Annotated in this window: 13 protein-coding genes; 9 read left to right on the top strand and 4 right to left on the bottom strand. The window is 68.0% G+C overall.

Features of this window, described 5'->3' with window-relative positions; genetic code table 11:
* The first annotated feature begins 6 nt into the window (after positions 1–6).
* From BKY59_RS01375 to BKY59_RS01365, 3 genes are read left to right on the top strand one after another with little or no spacing between them, the layout of a single operon-like run.
* Positions 7–681 carry a shikimate kinase gene (locus BKY59_RS01375; protein WP_240499910.1) on the top strand — a complete coding sequence of 225 codons (675 nt, stop codon included), beginning with the start codon at positions 7–9 and terminating at the stop codon, positions 679–681.
* Positions 678–1,799 (top strand): 3-dehydroquinate synthase, encoded by a 1,122-nt coding sequence (aroB, locus tag BKY59_RS01370; RefSeq protein WP_076068309.1) that lies wholly within the window; start codon positions 678–680, stop codon positions 1,797–1,799. The genes BKY59_RS01375 and aroB overlap by 4 nt, the downstream gene beginning before the upstream one ends.
* Before the next feature lies 1 nt (position 1,800).
* Entirely contained in the window at positions 1,801–1,959 is a 159-nt protein-coding gene (locus BKY59_RS01365; RefSeq protein WP_076068308.1) for a DUF2256 domain-containing protein, read from the top strand.
* Positions 1,960–1,999: 40 nt separating this feature from the next.
* On the opposite strand, the gene serB is transcribed toward BKY59_RS01365, so the two are convergent.
* Positions 2,000–2,884: a phosphoserine phosphatase SerB gene (gene serB, locus BKY59_RS01360; protein WP_076068307.1), complete on the bottom strand. Its 885-nt coding sequence runs from the start codon at positions 2,882–2,884 to the stop codon at positions 2,000–2,002.
* Between serB and miaA the strand changes: the two genes are divergently transcribed.
* The 6 genes from miaA to BKY59_RS01330 all read left to right on the top strand — a co-directional run bounded on the left by miaA (position 2,883) and on the right by BKY59_RS01330 (position 9,998).
* Positions 2,883–3,854, top strand: a complete 972-nt coding sequence (miaA, locus tag BKY59_RS01355; protein WP_076068331.1) for a tRNA (adenosine(37)-N6)-dimethylallyltransferase MiaA — start codon at positions 2,883–2,885, stop codon at positions 3,852–3,854. The genes serB and miaA overlap by 2 nt on opposite strands.
* A 47-nt stretch (positions 3,855–3,901) precedes the next feature.
* Positions 3,902–5,653, top strand: a complete 1,752-nt coding sequence (locus tag BKY59_RS01350) for an acetolactate synthase 3 large subunit (RefSeq protein WP_076068306.1) — start codon at positions 3,902–3,904, stop codon at positions 5,651–5,653.
* Positions 5,654–5,731: 78 nt separating this feature from the next.
* Positions 5,732–6,247, top strand: a complete 516-nt coding sequence (gene ilvN, locus BKY59_RS01345) for an acetolactate synthase small subunit (protein WP_076068305.1) — start codon at positions 5,732–5,734, stop codon at positions 6,245–6,247.
* Between the two features lie 126 nt (positions 6,248–6,373).
* Entirely contained in the window at positions 6,374–7,393 is a 1,020-nt protein-coding gene (ilvC, locus tag BKY59_RS01340; protein ID WP_076068304.1) for a ketol-acid reductoisomerase, read from the top strand.
* Positions 7,394–7,618: 225 nt separating this feature from the next.
* Positions 7,619–8,221, top strand: coding sequence for a YceI family protein (locus BKY59_RS01335; RefSeq protein WP_076068303.1), 603 nt, complete (start codon positions 7,619–7,621; stop codon positions 8,219–8,221).
* A 229-nt stretch (positions 8,222–8,450) separates the two neighbouring features.
* Positions 8,451–9,998, top strand: coding sequence for a 2-isopropylmalate synthase (locus tag BKY59_RS01330; RefSeq protein ID WP_076068302.1), 1,548 nt, complete (start codon positions 8,451–8,453; stop codon positions 9,996–9,998).
* Positions 9,999–10,246: 248 nt separating this feature from the next.
* Here BKY59_RS01330 and BKY59_RS01325 read toward each other — a convergent pair whose 3' ends face one another.
* From BKY59_RS01325 to BKY59_RS01315, 3 genes are all read right to left on the bottom strand, one after another.
* Entirely contained in the window at positions 10,247–10,729 is a 483-nt protein-coding gene (locus tag BKY59_RS01325; protein WP_076068301.1) for a sterol desaturase family protein, read from the bottom strand.
* Positions 10,726–11,502, bottom strand: a complete 777-nt coding sequence (locus BKY59_RS01320) for a fatty acid desaturase (protein WP_076068300.1) — start codon at positions 11,500–11,502, stop codon at positions 10,726–10,728. The genes BKY59_RS01325 and BKY59_RS01320 overlap by 4 nt, the downstream gene beginning before the upstream one ends.
* 64 nt (positions 11,503–11,566) lie before the next feature.
* Positions 11,567–13,630, bottom strand: a complete 2,064-nt coding sequence (locus BKY59_RS01315; protein WP_240499909.1) for a putative bifunctional diguanylate cyclase/phosphodiesterase — start codon at positions 13,628–13,630, stop codon at positions 11,567–11,569.
* Positions 13,631–13,658 lie beyond the last annotated feature (28 nt).

The following is a 13,658-nucleotide window of genomic DNA, read 5'->3' as shown; positions in this document are numbered from 1 at the left end:
GCCGTCATGTCCGAAAGCCCCCAGCCGAAACGGCGGCGTCCGCCCCGCCGGATGGCCAGCCGGAAGCCCGATCGCACCGGCGCACCCCAGGCGGGTCAGGTCGCGGATCGCGCGCCCGACCGGTCGGGCGCGCGATCCGATATCGTCGTCCAGACGCGGCCCGACCTGGCGCGCGAACCCACCATCGTACTGGTCGGGCTGATGGGCGTCGGCAAGACGACGATCGGCCGCCGGCTTGCCGCGCGCCTGCGGCTGGGCTTCGTCGATACGGACCGGGAGATCGAGCGCGCTTCCGGCATGTCGATCCCGGAAATCTTCGAACGGTTCGGCGAGGCGCATTTTCGCGACGGCGAGCGCCGCGTGATCCAGCGCCTGCTCCAGGGCCGCCGCACCGTCCTCGCCACCGGCGGCGGTGCGTTCATGGACCCCGAAACCCGTGCCCTCATCCTGGCGCGTGCGACCGCGATCTGGCTCGACGCCGATCTCGACGTGCTGGCCGAACGCGTGTCGCGCCGCCAGGGCACGCGCCCGCTGCTGGCCGGGGCCGATCCGCGCACCGTGCTGGGTCAGCTCGCGGCGGTCCGCAATCCCATCTACGCGCTGGCCCCGGTCCATGTCCGCAGCGAACCGTTGCCGCACGAAGCCACCGTCACCGCCATCCTGAAAGCCATGCGTCGATGACCCTCCCTCCCGTCGCCGCGCGCGACCGCACCATTCCCGTCGCACTCGGCGACCGCAGCTACGACGTCGCGATCGCCGACGGCGCGCTCGATACCGCCGGCCCCCGCCTTGCGCCCTGGCTGGGCACGCGCCGCATCATCGTCGTTACGGACGAGAATGTCGCCCGCGCGCAGCTGCCCCGCCTGCTCGCCGGGCTCGGCCGCGCCGCCGAAACCATCGTCCTGCCCGCGGGCGAGGCGACGAAGGGCTGGCAGGGGCTCGCCACGCTCTGCGACCGGCTGCTTGCGTCCGGCGTGGAACGGGGTGACCATATCGTCGCGTTCGGTGGCGGGGTGATCGGCGATCTCGTCGGGTTCGCCGCCGCCATCGTCAAGCGTGGCTGCGGCTTCGTCCAGATCCCCACGACATTGCTGGCCCAGGTCGACAGTTCGGTCGGCGGCAAGACCGCGATCAACACGCCCGCCGGCAAGAACCTCGTCGGCGCGTTCCACCAGCCTGCGCACGTCCTGATCGACCCGACCGTCCTCGGTTCGCTCGACGCCCGCCAGACGCGCGCCGGCTATGCGGAAGTCGTCAAATACGGGCTGATCGACGATCCCGACTTCTTCGCCTGGTGCGACGCCAATGTCGCGCATTTGCTTGCCGGAGACGGTGCCGCACGCACCCACGCCATCGCGCACAGCGTCGCGGCCAAGGCGCGGATCGTCGCCGCCGACGAACGCGAGACCGCCGGCGTCCGCGCATTGCTCAACCTCGGCCACACCTTCGGGCACGCGCTGGAGGCCGATACCGGCTTTTCCGATCGGCTGATCCACGGCGAGGCAGTCGCCGCCGGCATGGCACTCGCCTACCGCTATTCCGCCCGCATCGGCCTGTGTCCGGCCGCGGATGCCGCGCAGGTGGCCGATCATCTCCGCCGCGTCGGCCTGCCCGCCAGCCTCGCCGATGCCGGGGTCACCGCGTCCGGCGCGGTGCTGGTCGATCACATGGCGCACGACAAGAAGATGGCGGGCGGCAAGCTGCCCTTCCTGCTCGCCCGCGGCATCGGCCGGACGTTCGTCGCGAACGACGTGGACCTGGCCGACGTCGCCCGCTTCCTCGACACCGATCGCGTCTGACATGCCCAACGGCGTCAAGAAAGCGAACCTCCCCACCAAGGACTGCCTCGCCTGCGGTCGGCCCTTCACCTGGCGCAAGAAATGGGAACGCGACTGGGACAATGTGAAGTTCTGCTCCGACGCCTGCCGCAAGAAGGGCGTCGCGAAGGCCTCGTCCTGACCCGACCACCATCGGTTCCCAGGCACAGCGCTTCGGGGTCTCACCCCAGAACCCACTCCGCCCTGGGGATGCCCTGCGCGTACAACAGGGCACTCAAATCCCCATACTCGATCCGCGCACCCGCAGCGGCCGCAGTCTTCGGCTTGGCATGATACGCCACCCCCAGCCCCGCCGCCTCGATCATCGGAATATCGTTCGCCCCGTCGCCCACCGCGAGCACCTCACCCAGCTCCAATCCAGCCGCCGCAGCCTCCGACAGCAGCAGCGCCCGCTTCGTCGCCCCGTCCACGATGGGCCGCCGCACAGTCCCCGCCAGCACGCCGCCCTCGATCTCCAGCACGTTCGATACCGCCCGGTCGAACCCGATCTCGGCTGCCACCCGGTCCGCGAACACCGTGAATCCGCCCGACACCAGCAGCGCGCGTGCCCCCGCCGCCGCCATGGTCCGCACCAGCGTCCGTGCGCCGGGCATGATCCGCACCCGCTCCGCATAGCACCGGTCGATGACCGCGATATCCAGCCCGCGCAGCAACGCGACCCGGGCATCCAGCGCCGCGCTGAAATCCAGTTCGCCGCGCATCGCCCGCTCGGTCACCGCGGCGACCTCCGCCTTGATCCCGGCATAGTCCGCCAGTTCGTCGATGCATTCGACCGTGATCATCGTCGAATCCATGTCCGCCACGATCAACCGCTTGCGGCGGCCCGCCCGCGGCTGCACCACCACGTCCACGCCCGGGAACAGCCCCTCCAGCGCCGCGCGCGCCGCCACCCCGTCCACGCGCAGCACGTCCACGTCGGCCGCGACGCCCGGTTCGATCCATTCGACCGCCTCGGCAATGCCACCCACGCCGGCGATCGCATCGCGCGCCTGTTCGATCGTGCGCGCATCCAGCCGATCCGATGCTATCAGCGTCGCGATGACCATGATTCCCGACCTTTCCGCAAATCCGTCCACCGGCTCGCCCACCGGCTCCGGCGTCCGTCCCAAGGTGGCGCTCATCGCAGGGCCGACCGCCAGCGGCAAGTCCGCGCTCGCGCTCGACCTGGCCGAGGCAGTCGGCGGCACGATCGTCAACGCCGACGCGTCGCAATATTATGCCGACCTGGCGATCCTGTCCGCCCGCCCCACGCCGGCGGACGAGGCGCGCGTGCCGCACCGGCTGTTCGGCACGCGCGACGGCGCGCACCCCGCATCGGCCGCGGACTGGGCCGCGGACGCCGCCGCCGCGATCGACGCGACGCTGGCCGAGGGGCGCGTACCGGTGATCGTCGGCGGCACCGGCCTCTATATCCGCACGCTGCTCGACGGCATCGCCCCGGTCCCCGACATCGATCCCGCGATCCGGGACCGCGTCCGCGCACTGTCCCCGGGCGAGGCGACGGCGGCCTTGCGACGCGAGGATCCGGAAGCCTCCGTCCGGCTGAACGCCAACGACGCGGCGCGCACTTGGCGCGCGCTGGAGGTCATCCGCTCCACCGGCCGCACGCTGGCGGAATGGCAGAAGTCGAAGACCGGCGGGATCGGCGACCGCATGGATATCGTACCGCTGCTCCTGCTTCCGCCGCGCGATTTGCTCTACGCGCGCTGCGACGCACGGTTCGCCGCCATGCTGGAGGCCGGGGCGGTGCAGGAAGTGCAGGCGCTCCTCGCGCGCGGTCTCGATCCCGAACTCCCCGTTATGCGCGCCATCGGCGTCCGCGACATTGCCGCGATGCTCGCCATGGACATCACCCGGTCGGAGATGATTGCCGCTGCGACCGCCGCCACGCGGCGCTATGCCAAGCGACAATATACTTGGTTCAATCACCAGCCGCCGGCCGACTGGCCGCGCGAAGATGGCGCAGACCTAGCACAGATTGTAACAAAATTACGTGAAAAGCTGTTGACGGCTTAGTTTCTATCTTCTACCGCGCCGCAACACGACAAGACGGGACGATGATTATGACGGCCGAACGCTCCGGCGCCGAAATCCTGATCCAAGCACTGACCGACCTGGGGGTCGAGGTCGTGTTCGGCTATCCGGGCGGCGCCGTGCTCCCGATCTACGACGCGCTGTTCCGGCAGGACAAGATCCGCCACATCCTGGTCCGCCAGGAAGGTGGCGCGGCGCACGCGGCGGAGGGGTACGCCCGCGCCACCGGCAAGCCCGGCGTGGTGCTCGTCACCTCCGGCCCCGGTGCCACCAACGCGGTCACCGGCATCGCCGATGCGCTGATGGATTCGATCCCGATGGTCGTCATCACCGGTCAGGTGCCGACCGCCCTGATCGGCACCGACGCGTTCCAGGAATGCGACACGGTCGGCATCACCCGCCACTGCACGAAACATAATTACCTGGTGAAGGACCCCGCCCGCATCGGCGAGGTCGTGCACGAGGCGTTCCACATTGCCACCAGCGGCCGCCCCGGCCCGGTGGTGATCGACCTGCCCAAGGACGTGCAGGTGGCAACCGCCGGCTACACCCGCCCCGACGCGCCGGTCGCGCACCGCAGCTACAAGCCGCAGGTGAACCCCGACGCGCGGCTGATCGAGGCGGCGGTCGAGATGCTCGCCGCGGCCGAACGCCCGATCCTCTACACCGGCGGTGGCATCATCAACGCCGGCCCCACCGCCAGCCTGATGCTCCAGCAGCTCCAGGCGCTGTGCGGCGCGCCGGTCACCTCCACGCTCATGGGCCTCGGCTGCTTCCCCGCCAGCCACCCGGCGTTCCTCGGCATGCTCGGCATGCACGGCACGTACGAGGCCAATCATTCGATGCACGACGCGGACCTCATCCTTTGCCTCGGCGCGCGGTTCGACGATCGCGTGACCGGCCGGCTCGACGCGTTCAGCCCGAAGTCGAAGAAGATCCACGTCGATATCGACCGCTCCTCGATCAACAAGAATGTCCGCGTCGACCTCGGCATCGTCGGCGATGTCGGCGTCGCGATGGCCGACATGGTCGCGCTGTGGAAGGCCCGTGGGCACGAGCGGCAGGATCTGACCCCGTGGTTCGCCCGCATCGACGGCTGGCGTGCCAAGCAATCGCTCGCCTACCCGCCCTCGGTGGCGGAGATCATGCCGCAGCACGCGATCAAGCGGCTATGGGCAGCCACGAATCATCTGTCGCCGATCATCTCCACCGAGGTTGGCCAGCACCAGATGTGGGCCGCGCAGCATTTCGATTTCGAACGGCCGAACAAGTGGCTGACCTCCGGCGGTCTCGGCACGATGGGCTACGGCCTGCCCGCCGCGATCGGTGCGCAGATCGGTTTCCCCGACGCGCTGGTGATCGACATCGCCGGCGAGGCATCGATCCAGATGAACATCCAGGAGATGGCGACCGCGCTGCAATATGAGCTGCCGGTCAAGGTGTTCATCCTGAACAACGAATATATGGGCATGGTCCGCCAGTGGCAGGACCTGACCTATGCCGGCCGCCATTCGCACAGCTATTCGGAGGCGCTGCCCGACTTCGTCAAGCTGGCCGAGGCTTATGGCTGGACCGGTATCCGTATCCAGAAGCCCGACGAACTGGACGACGGCATCGCGCAGATGCTGGCGGTGAAGGGCCCGGTCATGGTCGACTGCCGCGTGTCGAAGATGACCAACTGCTTCCCGATGATCCCGAGCGGTGCCGCCCACACCGAAATGCTCATGCAGGCGGAAGAAGTCTCCGGCGAAATGGACGACGCCGCCCGCGCGCTTGTCTGACCCGCGAACCAATTCTGGTTGTCACCAAACGGAACAGTGCAGGGTCGCAACGCCAAAGACATGGACGGAATTTCTACAATGCAAATCCCACCCCAAGCCAGCGAACGCCACACGCTGTCGGTCACCGTCGATAACGAAGCCGGCATCCTGGCGCGCATCGCCGGCATGTTCTCTGCGCGTGGCTACAATATCGAAAGCCTCACTGTGGCAGACGTGACGGAGGATGCCGCGATCAGCCGCATCACCGTTGTCACGTCCGGGCCGCCGTCGGTGATCGAACAGATCATCGCCCAGCTCGACCGGCTCGTGCCCGTCCACCGCGTGACCGACCTCACCGCGTGGGGCCCGCACGTCACGCGCGAACTGGCGCTGGTGAAGGTCGCCGGCGTCGGCGATCACCGGATCGAGGCGATGCGGCTGGCCGAGGTCTACCGCGCGCGCGTCGTCGATGCGACGATCGGCAGCTTCGTGTTCGAAGTCACCGGCACCCCGGAAAAGATCGACAAGTTCACCGAACTGATGCGCGAAGTCGGCCTCGTCGAAGTCGCCCGCACCGGCGTCGTCGCGATCACCCGAGGCCGCGAAGCCGTCTAACCCGTTTCAAGCAACCCAAAACCGTCATCCCGGTGAACGCCGTGATCTCCCTCAGACGAGGCAAGACCTCGTCCCGGAAGATCCCGCCCGCCGCCGCACCGACACGAATTCAGAAAGGAACCCATCATGCGCGTTTACTATGACAGCGATGCCGACATCGGTCTCATCAAGGGCAAGAAGGTCGCCATCGTCGGCTACGGCAGCCAGGGCCATGCCCACGCCCAGAACCTGCGCGACAGCGGCGTGTCGGAAGTCGCGATCGCGCTGCGCCCCGGCTCCAAAACCGCGTCCAAGGTGACCGACGCCGGCTTCAAGGTGCTGACCAATGCGGAAGCCGCCGCCTGGGCCGACATCGTCATGGTCCTCGCGCCCGACGAACTTCAGGCCGCGCTCTACGCCGACGACCTGCACGCGAACCTCAAGCCCGGTTCGGCGCTCGCCTTCGCCCACGGCCTCAACGTCCATTTCGGCCTGATCGAGCCGCGCGCCGACATCGACGTGTTCATGATCGCGCCCAAGGGGCCCGGCCACACCGTCCGTTCGGAATATCAGCGCGGCGGTGGCGTTCCCTGCCTCATCGCGATCCATCAGGACGCGTCGGGCAACGCGCATGACGTCGCGCTGTCCTACGCCTCCGCGGTCGGCGGCGGCCGGTCGGGCGTCATCGAAACGACGTTCAAGGAAGAGTGCGAAACCGACCTGTTCGGTGAGCAGGCCGTGCTCTGCGGTGGCCTGACCCACCTGATCCAGGCCGGGTTCGAGACTTTGACCGAGGCGGGCTACGCGCCCGAAATGGCCTATTTCGAGTGCCTCCACGAAGTGAAGCTGATTGTCGACCTGATGTATGAGGGCGGCATCGCCAACATGCGCTATTCGATCAGCAACACCGCCGAATATGGCGACATCCACACCGGCCCGCGCATCATCACGTCCGAAACGAAGGCCGAGATGAAGCGCGTGCTGGAGGACATCCAGTCCGGCCGCTTCGTCAGCCGCTTCGTCCTCGACAACCGCGCCGGTCAGCCCGAACTCAAGGCCAGCCGCAAGCTCGCCGCCGCGCACCCGATCGAAAAGGTCGGCTCCGAACTGCGCGCGATGATGCCTTGGATCGGCAAGAACGCACTGGTCGACAAGGCGAAGAATTAAGTCCCAGCCTTGATGCCAGTATCCCGGCGGATGCCGGGATCCAGCTGAGTCTCGTGAAGTGACCGCGCAGCAGCCTCCCTGTCTCGCACGCCCCACTGATGACCTGTCTGGATCCCGGCGTCCGCCGGGATACGCACAACCGGCAACATACCCTTTCCAGCTTCGCATTTGACTAAACCCCGCCCGCGCCACACCTCCTGTTCCGACCAAACAGGAGACTCCAAGATGCGCACGCTCATCGCCCCGCTCGCCCTCGCCCTTCTCGCCGCAACCCCTGCCCTGGCGCAGGTCCCCGGCCAGCCCAACGCCGCCGCCGTCCAGGCCGGCAGCTACGCCACCGATCCGGGCCACAGCCAGGTCGCGTTCGCGATCAACCACTTCGGCTTCAACGTTTACAATGGCCTGTTCGGCAGCATCACCGGCACGCTGACGCTCGATCCGAAGGCACCGAAGGCCGCCAAGGTGGTCATCGACGTGCCCGTCGCCGAAGTCGTCACGACCAGCGCCAAGCTGAACGAGCACCTCCAGAGCGCCGACTTCTTCGACACCGCCAAGTTCCCGACCGCGCATTTCGAATCCACATCGGTCGTGGCGCAGGGCACGCGCGCCAGGATCACCGGCAACCTGACGCTCCACGGCGTCACCCGCCCGGTCACGCTCGACGCCCGCTTCGTCGGCACCGGCGCCAATCCGATGAGCAAGGCGCAGACCATCGGGTTCGAAGCGACGACGCAGATCCAGCGCAGCCAGTTCGGCATTGTCAAATACGTCCCCGGCGTTGCCGACACCGTCGATCTGCGCATCACCGTCGCATTCGAAAAGAAGTAAGCACCGCCCCCACCCGCCGCGACGCAACTTTCTGCGTCGCGGCGGGTGGACTTTGGCAACGATCCTCCGGTATTGACAACCCATGTTCGCGGTCCGCCCCCTGCTCGCACGACTTACACGCCCTTAGGCGTGCGATGTCGCTCGGCCCCCATGCGGGCCACCAGAGCCACGGCGCCTGAGGGACTTTCACCCCAAGGCTAATCTCCGCCAGACTTCAAGGAGCGGATCCGTGACCGACCAGACCAAGATCCTCATCTTCGACACCACCCTGCGCGACGGCGAGCAGTCGCCCGGCTGTTCCATGAACATCGAGGAAAAGCTGCAGGTCGCTGCCCAGCTCGAGGCGATGGGCGTCGACATCATTGAAGCCGGCTTCGCGATCGCCAGCCAGGGCGATTTCGACGCGACCACCGCGGTCGCCAAGCATTGCACCCGCGCCATCGTCGCCAGCCTGGCCCGCGCCGGCGCCAAGGACATCGAACGCGCGTGGGAGGCCGTCCGCCACGCGAAGCGCCCGCGCATTCACACCTTCATCGCCACGTCCCCGCTCCACATGCGGGTCAAGCTGAACAAGTCGCCCGACGAGGTGCTGGAGGCCGTCGAACGCAGCGTCCGGCTGGCGCGCAAGCTGTGCGACGATGTCGAATGGTCGGCCGAGGACGCGACGCGCTCCGAGCCCGACTTCCTGGCGCGCTGCATCGAAATCGCGATCCGCGAAGGGGCGACGACGATCAACCTGCCCGACACGGTCGGCTATGCCACGCCCGAAACCTATGGCGCGATGTTCCGCGACATGATGGCGCGCGTGCCCAATGCGGACCGCGCGATCTTCTCGACCCACTGCCACAATGACCTGGGCCTGGGCGTCGCCAACACGCTGGCGGCGGTCGCGGCCGGCGCGCGGCAGGTCGAATCGACGATCAACGGCATCGGCGAACGCGCGGGCAACGCTGCGCTCGAAGAGATCGTGATGGCCATGAAGGTCCGCGCCGACGTGCTGCCGTTCGGCACCGGCATCGTCGCGACGGAGATCACCCGCGCCTCGCGCCTCGTCTCCGGAATCACCGGGTTCCAGGTCCAGCCGAACAAGGCGATCGTCGGCGCCAACGCCTTCGCGCACGAAAGCGGCATCCATCAGGACGGCATGATCAAGGACAGCTCGACCTACGAGATCATGACACCCGAATCGGTCGGCCTGACGCACAGCAATCTGGTCATGGGCAAGCATAGCGGCCGTGCCGCCTTCCGCCAGAAGCTGGAGGAGATGGGCTACGAACTGGGCGACAACGCGTTCCAGGACGCGTTCGACCGGTTCAAGACGCTGGCCGACGCCAAGAAGTCCGTGTTCGACGAGGATATCCTGGCGCTGGTCGACGACGAGGTCCTGCGCGGTCATGACGGCATTCAGGTGCGCGAGGTCGAGATCCACTGCGGCACCGGCCCCGCCCGCGCGATCCTGACCCTGATGATCGACGGCGCGGAACATACCGCGGCGACACGCGGCAACGGCCCGGTCGACGCGTTGTTCAACGCAATCCGTGCCCTCGTGCCGCATGCCGGCGCGGTGCTGGAACGCTACGAGGTCCATGCCGTCACCGGCGGCACCGACGCCCAGGCCGAAGTCTCCGTCCTCCTCTCCGAAGACGGCCGCACCACCCGCGGCCGCGGCGCGCACCACGACACACTCGTCGCCTCCGCACGCGCTTATGCCAACGCCCTCAACAAGCTGATCGTCAAACGCGGCCGCGCGCCCGTGGATGCCGTCGCGGCGGGGTAGGCTGCAAGATCTTCTCTCGCCATAGTGGTTGAAGATAAATCAACCTCGATGCGGCTTCGATCAAGCCTCACCATCACCGCCGTCATCCCGGACTTGATCCGGGATCCAGGGTCTCAAGCGCTGTGTGTGGGCCCCTGGATCCTGGATCAAGTCCGGGATGACAATTGGTTAGGCCTGACCGATACCGACCCTAAAGTCGCCCCGCCTCCAGCCCGATCATATTTACAGTCGGAGAACCAGCGCCAACCTCAAGCCGTCGTCGTACCCCGCGCCCGCGCCTTGATCTTCGCCTTCAGCCGCGCCGGGTCCTCCGCGATCAGGAACCCGTGCGACACGGTCCCCTTCTTCCCCCGCACCGCATGGTGCAGCTTGTGCGCCTGATGCAACCGCTTGAAATACCCCTTCCGCGGCACCCAGCGGAAGCCACCGCGCTGATGCACCAGCATGTCGTGCACGAAGGCGTAGATCCCGCCATACACGGTGATCCCCATCGCCGCCCACCACAGCGCCGGCGACCAGAGCGCGCCCGCGGTGAACAGCCCGATCACGATGAACGCGAAGCTGATCGCATAAAGGTCGTTCTTCTCGAACCACCCGTGCGTCTCCTCATGATGCGACGCATGCCAGCCCCAGCCGAACCCATGCATCACATATTTGTGCGTCGCCCAGGCGAACACTTCCATGAACACGACCATCGCCACCACGATGCCCAGCTTCTCGTACCAGTTCATGCGCGCAGTCCCGCCTCGACGTCACCCAGAATCTCGTTTGCCACCAGCCCGGCGCGGTATCGCGCGGGCAGCCGCCACCATGGCACATAGGGGCTCAGATGGTGCTCGTGATGATATCCGAAATGAAAACAGGTCGCGAGTGACACGATCGGACCGAACCCGCTGGTCCGCGCATGATGCGTGTCGGCGAACCCGTCGGTGTCGTGCCGATGCGGCCGGTAGGTCCCGAAATAAAAGAGCTGCAACGACGACCCAATCGCCGGAATGCCGTAGAACAAGAGGATGTTCGCCGGTGCCGCGCGCAGCACCACCGCATAGACGCCGACGACCGTCACCACGTACAGCATCGACCGCCAGCCGAAGTAGCGCCGCAGGAACGTCGCATACCACGGCCAGAAGGCGGATGGATGCGCAGCGTCGAAATCCGGATCGCCCTCGGTCCCGCTATGCTGGTGATGGTCCATATGGGCGTCGCGCATCTGCCGCCAGCCAAAGCCCGCATAGAGCGCCAGCACGCCTCCGCCGACCACGGCGTTCGTCCGCGCATGGCCGGGTGCCAGCGAACCATGCATGGCGTCGTGCGCCGCGATGAACATGCCGACCGACAGCCAGCACTGCACCAGCATGATAGCCGGGACCAGCGGCCAAGTCGTCGACCCGATCGTCAGGAAAAACACCGACCAGACATGCAGCGCGATCCAGCCCACGACGATCGCCGCGGTCAGGCCGAGCCCGATCTGCGCCTGATGCGGAACTGTTCGAGGAAACACCATGTCGGGAATGTAGAGTGCTGGCCCCGCTTTACAAAGCGGCGTTTCGCCCACCCCGCGGATCGGGTCAGCGCCGCCGCCAGCGCGCTACCAATCGCGACAGCGCAGGTCCGTCCAGCGGCGGCGCGCACAGATAGCCCTGGTAACTGTTGCACCCCTGCGCGGCGAGCAGTTCGAGTTGCCGTGCCGTCTCCACCCCCTCGGCGATCACCGACAGGCCCAGCGACCGCGCCATGTCGATGACGCCGTGCACCACGACCCGGTCCCGCATCGTGCCGGTGATATCCTGGCTCATCCGCCGGTCGATCTTCAGATAGTCGAGAGGCAGCGATTTCAGATAGGCCAGGCTGGAATAGCCCGTGCCGAAATCGTCGATTGCCACCCGCACCCCCCCGGCGCGCAGCTCCGCCAGCAAACCGGCCGCCGCGCGCAGATCCTCGATCAGCCCGCTTTCGGTCACCTCAACCGTCAGCCGCGATCGCGGGAACCCCGCATCGTCCGCCACCGCCAGCAGCGTTGCCGCAAAGTCCGGCCGTGCCATGTCGGCCGCGGTCACGTTCACCGACAGCCGCAGGTGCCGCAACCCGGCCGGCCACGCCGCCGCCATCGCCAGCGCCTTGCGCTGCACATGGCCCGACAACGCGACCAGATAGTCGGACCGTTCCGCGACCGAGAACAGGGTCGCCGCGCCCAGCTCGCCCAGCATCGGGTGGTGCCAGCGCGCCAGTGCCTCCACCCCGGTCACGGCGTTGGTCGTGATGTCGACCTGCGGCTGGAACAGGATGTCGATCTCGTCACGCGCCAGCGCGCGGCGCAGGTCGACCTCCAGCCGCGCCTCGCGGTCCGCCGCCGCCTCGCCTTCGCTTTCCAGCATGCGGATGACGTCGCCCTCCGCGGTCATCGCATCGGCCAGCGCCGCACTCGCCCGACGCAGCAGATCGGCCGGCGCGCCGTCGTCCGGCGACGATGCGGCGATCCCGATGCGACAGCCCAGCGTCACGACATGCTCGTCCGCCGCGAACGGCCGTGCGATCGATTCCGCGATCCGTCCCGCCAGGAACTGCGCATCGTCCGCCCCGGCCGGCGCGGACAGCCCGACCAGGAATTCCGCGGTCGCAAGCCGCGCGATCAGCCGCCGGCCCGCCCGGTCGCTCGTCGCCAGCCGCTCGATCCGGCGCGCAACCCCTTGCAACAGGCTGTCGCCCACGCTGCGCCCGAATGCGGCGGTCAGCATGTCGAACCGGTTGATGCCGACGATCATCACCACGCAGCCGGCCGGGTCCGCGCCCTCCGCCATCCGCGCCGCGATCCACGCGCGGGCCGCCGTCCCGTCCACCAGCCCGGTCAGCGGGTCGCCACGCGGCTGGGTCGGCGGTTCGGGCCGCGGCTCGGCCGCCAGGTCCTCGATCTGCCCGAACACGATGTCGGTCCCGTCCGTCACGGTCAAGTGGTGGACCAGCCGCCGTCCACCGGGCGCGTCATGCGCGAATGCGGTCGGCCGCCCGGTCGCGCGGATCCGCCGCAGCGCCTCGATCGCCGATCGCCGCCCCGCCGGATCCAGCCGGCGCAGCAACGCGCGGGGTCGCGTGCCCGCTTCGAGGTTCGGGCCAGGGCCGATAACCACCGTCCCCGCCCCCGGATGCCAGCGCCAGCTGTCCTGCTGACCGCCCGGATCCGCCGCCGCCGGTCGCGATCCGGCCAGCCGTTCCGCGTGCCGCGCCGCGAACCGCAGGTGGATGCCCAGCACGTCCTGGTCGAACGGCGCGGCCAGCACATGCGTTGCACCGGCCTGATACGCCGCCTCCAGCGTGGCGGCCATGGCATCGGGCGTCAGCACCAGCAGTGCCGCATGGTTCGCCTGTGCCGGGCCGCCCAGCGCGCGCGTTGCCTCGATCGATTCGTCGAAATCGGCGCGTCCGTCGACTACTGCGATACTGGCGCCGCTCGCCAGGAACCGCGTCGCTGCTCCTTCGGCCCGGCGCGCGGCGATCGGCCGCCACCCACTCCGCATCACCGCGGCGGCCAGGTCGTCCCGATGCGCGAAGGACAGGATGAAGGCGGGCGGCGCGAAACTGGCGGCCGCGCTGGGCAAATCTTCGGGCAGGCGGGCGTCCTTCATCGCGGTGCTCATCGGGTACGGCCCGTTCTAGCCGGATCGG

The sequence above is a fragment of the Sphingomonas montana genome (genome assembly GCF_001956315.1).
GTDB classification, from domain to species: Bacteria; Pseudomonadota; Alphaproteobacteria; order Sphingomonadales; family Sphingomonadaceae; genus Sphingomonas_R; species Sphingomonas_R montana.
Note: the sequence above shows the minus strand (reverse complement) of the source record. Positions and strands in the feature narration are given on the sequence as shown.

Excerpts from the sequence above, each read along its gene's own strand:
- BKY59_RS01320 (WP_076068300.1), bottom strand. The coding sequence starts at position 11,502 with ATGGTGTTTCCTCGAACAGTTCCGCATCAGGCGCAGATCGGGCTCGGC.
- ilvN (WP_076068305.1), top strand. The coding sequence starts at position 5,732 with ATGCAAATCCCACCCCAAGCCAGCGAACGCCACACGCTGTCGGTCACC.
- BKY59_RS01375 (WP_240499910.1), top strand. The coding sequence starts at position 7 with ATGTCCGAAAGCCCCCAGCCGAAACGGCGGCGTCCGCCCCGCCGGATG.
- BKY59_RS01365 (WP_076068308.1), top strand. The coding sequence starts at position 1,801 with ATGCCCAACGGCGTCAAGAAAGCGAACCTCCCCACCAAGGACTGCCTC.
- BKY59_RS01325 (WP_076068301.1), bottom strand. The coding sequence starts at position 10,729 with ATGAACTGGTACGAGAAGCTGGGCATCGTGGTGGCGATGGTCGTGTTC.
- ilvC (WP_076068304.1), top strand. The coding sequence starts at position 6,374 with ATGCGCGTTTACTATGACAGCGATGCCGACATCGGTCTCATCAAGGGC.
- aroB (WP_076068309.1), top strand. The coding sequence starts at position 678 with ATGACCCTCCCTCCCGTCGCCGCGCGCGACCGCACCATTCCCGTCGCA.
- BKY59_RS01350 (WP_076068306.1), top strand. The coding sequence starts at position 3,902 with ATGACGGCCGAACGCTCCGGCGCCGAAATCCTGATCCAAGCACTGACC.
- BKY59_RS01335 (WP_076068303.1), top strand. The coding sequence starts at position 7,619 with ATGCGCACGCTCATCGCCCCGCTCGCCCTCGCCCTTCTCGCCGCAACC.
- serB (WP_076068307.1), bottom strand. The coding sequence starts at position 2,884 with ATGGTCATCGCGACGCTGATAGCATCGGATCGGCTGGATGCGCGCACG.
- miaA (WP_076068331.1), top strand. The coding sequence starts at position 2,883 with ATGATTCCCGACCTTTCCGCAAATCCGTCCACCGGCTCGCCCACCGGC.
- BKY59_RS01315 (WP_240499909.1), bottom strand. The coding sequence starts at position 13,630 with ATGAGCACCGCGATGAAGGACGCCCGCCTGCCCGAAGATTTGCCCAGC.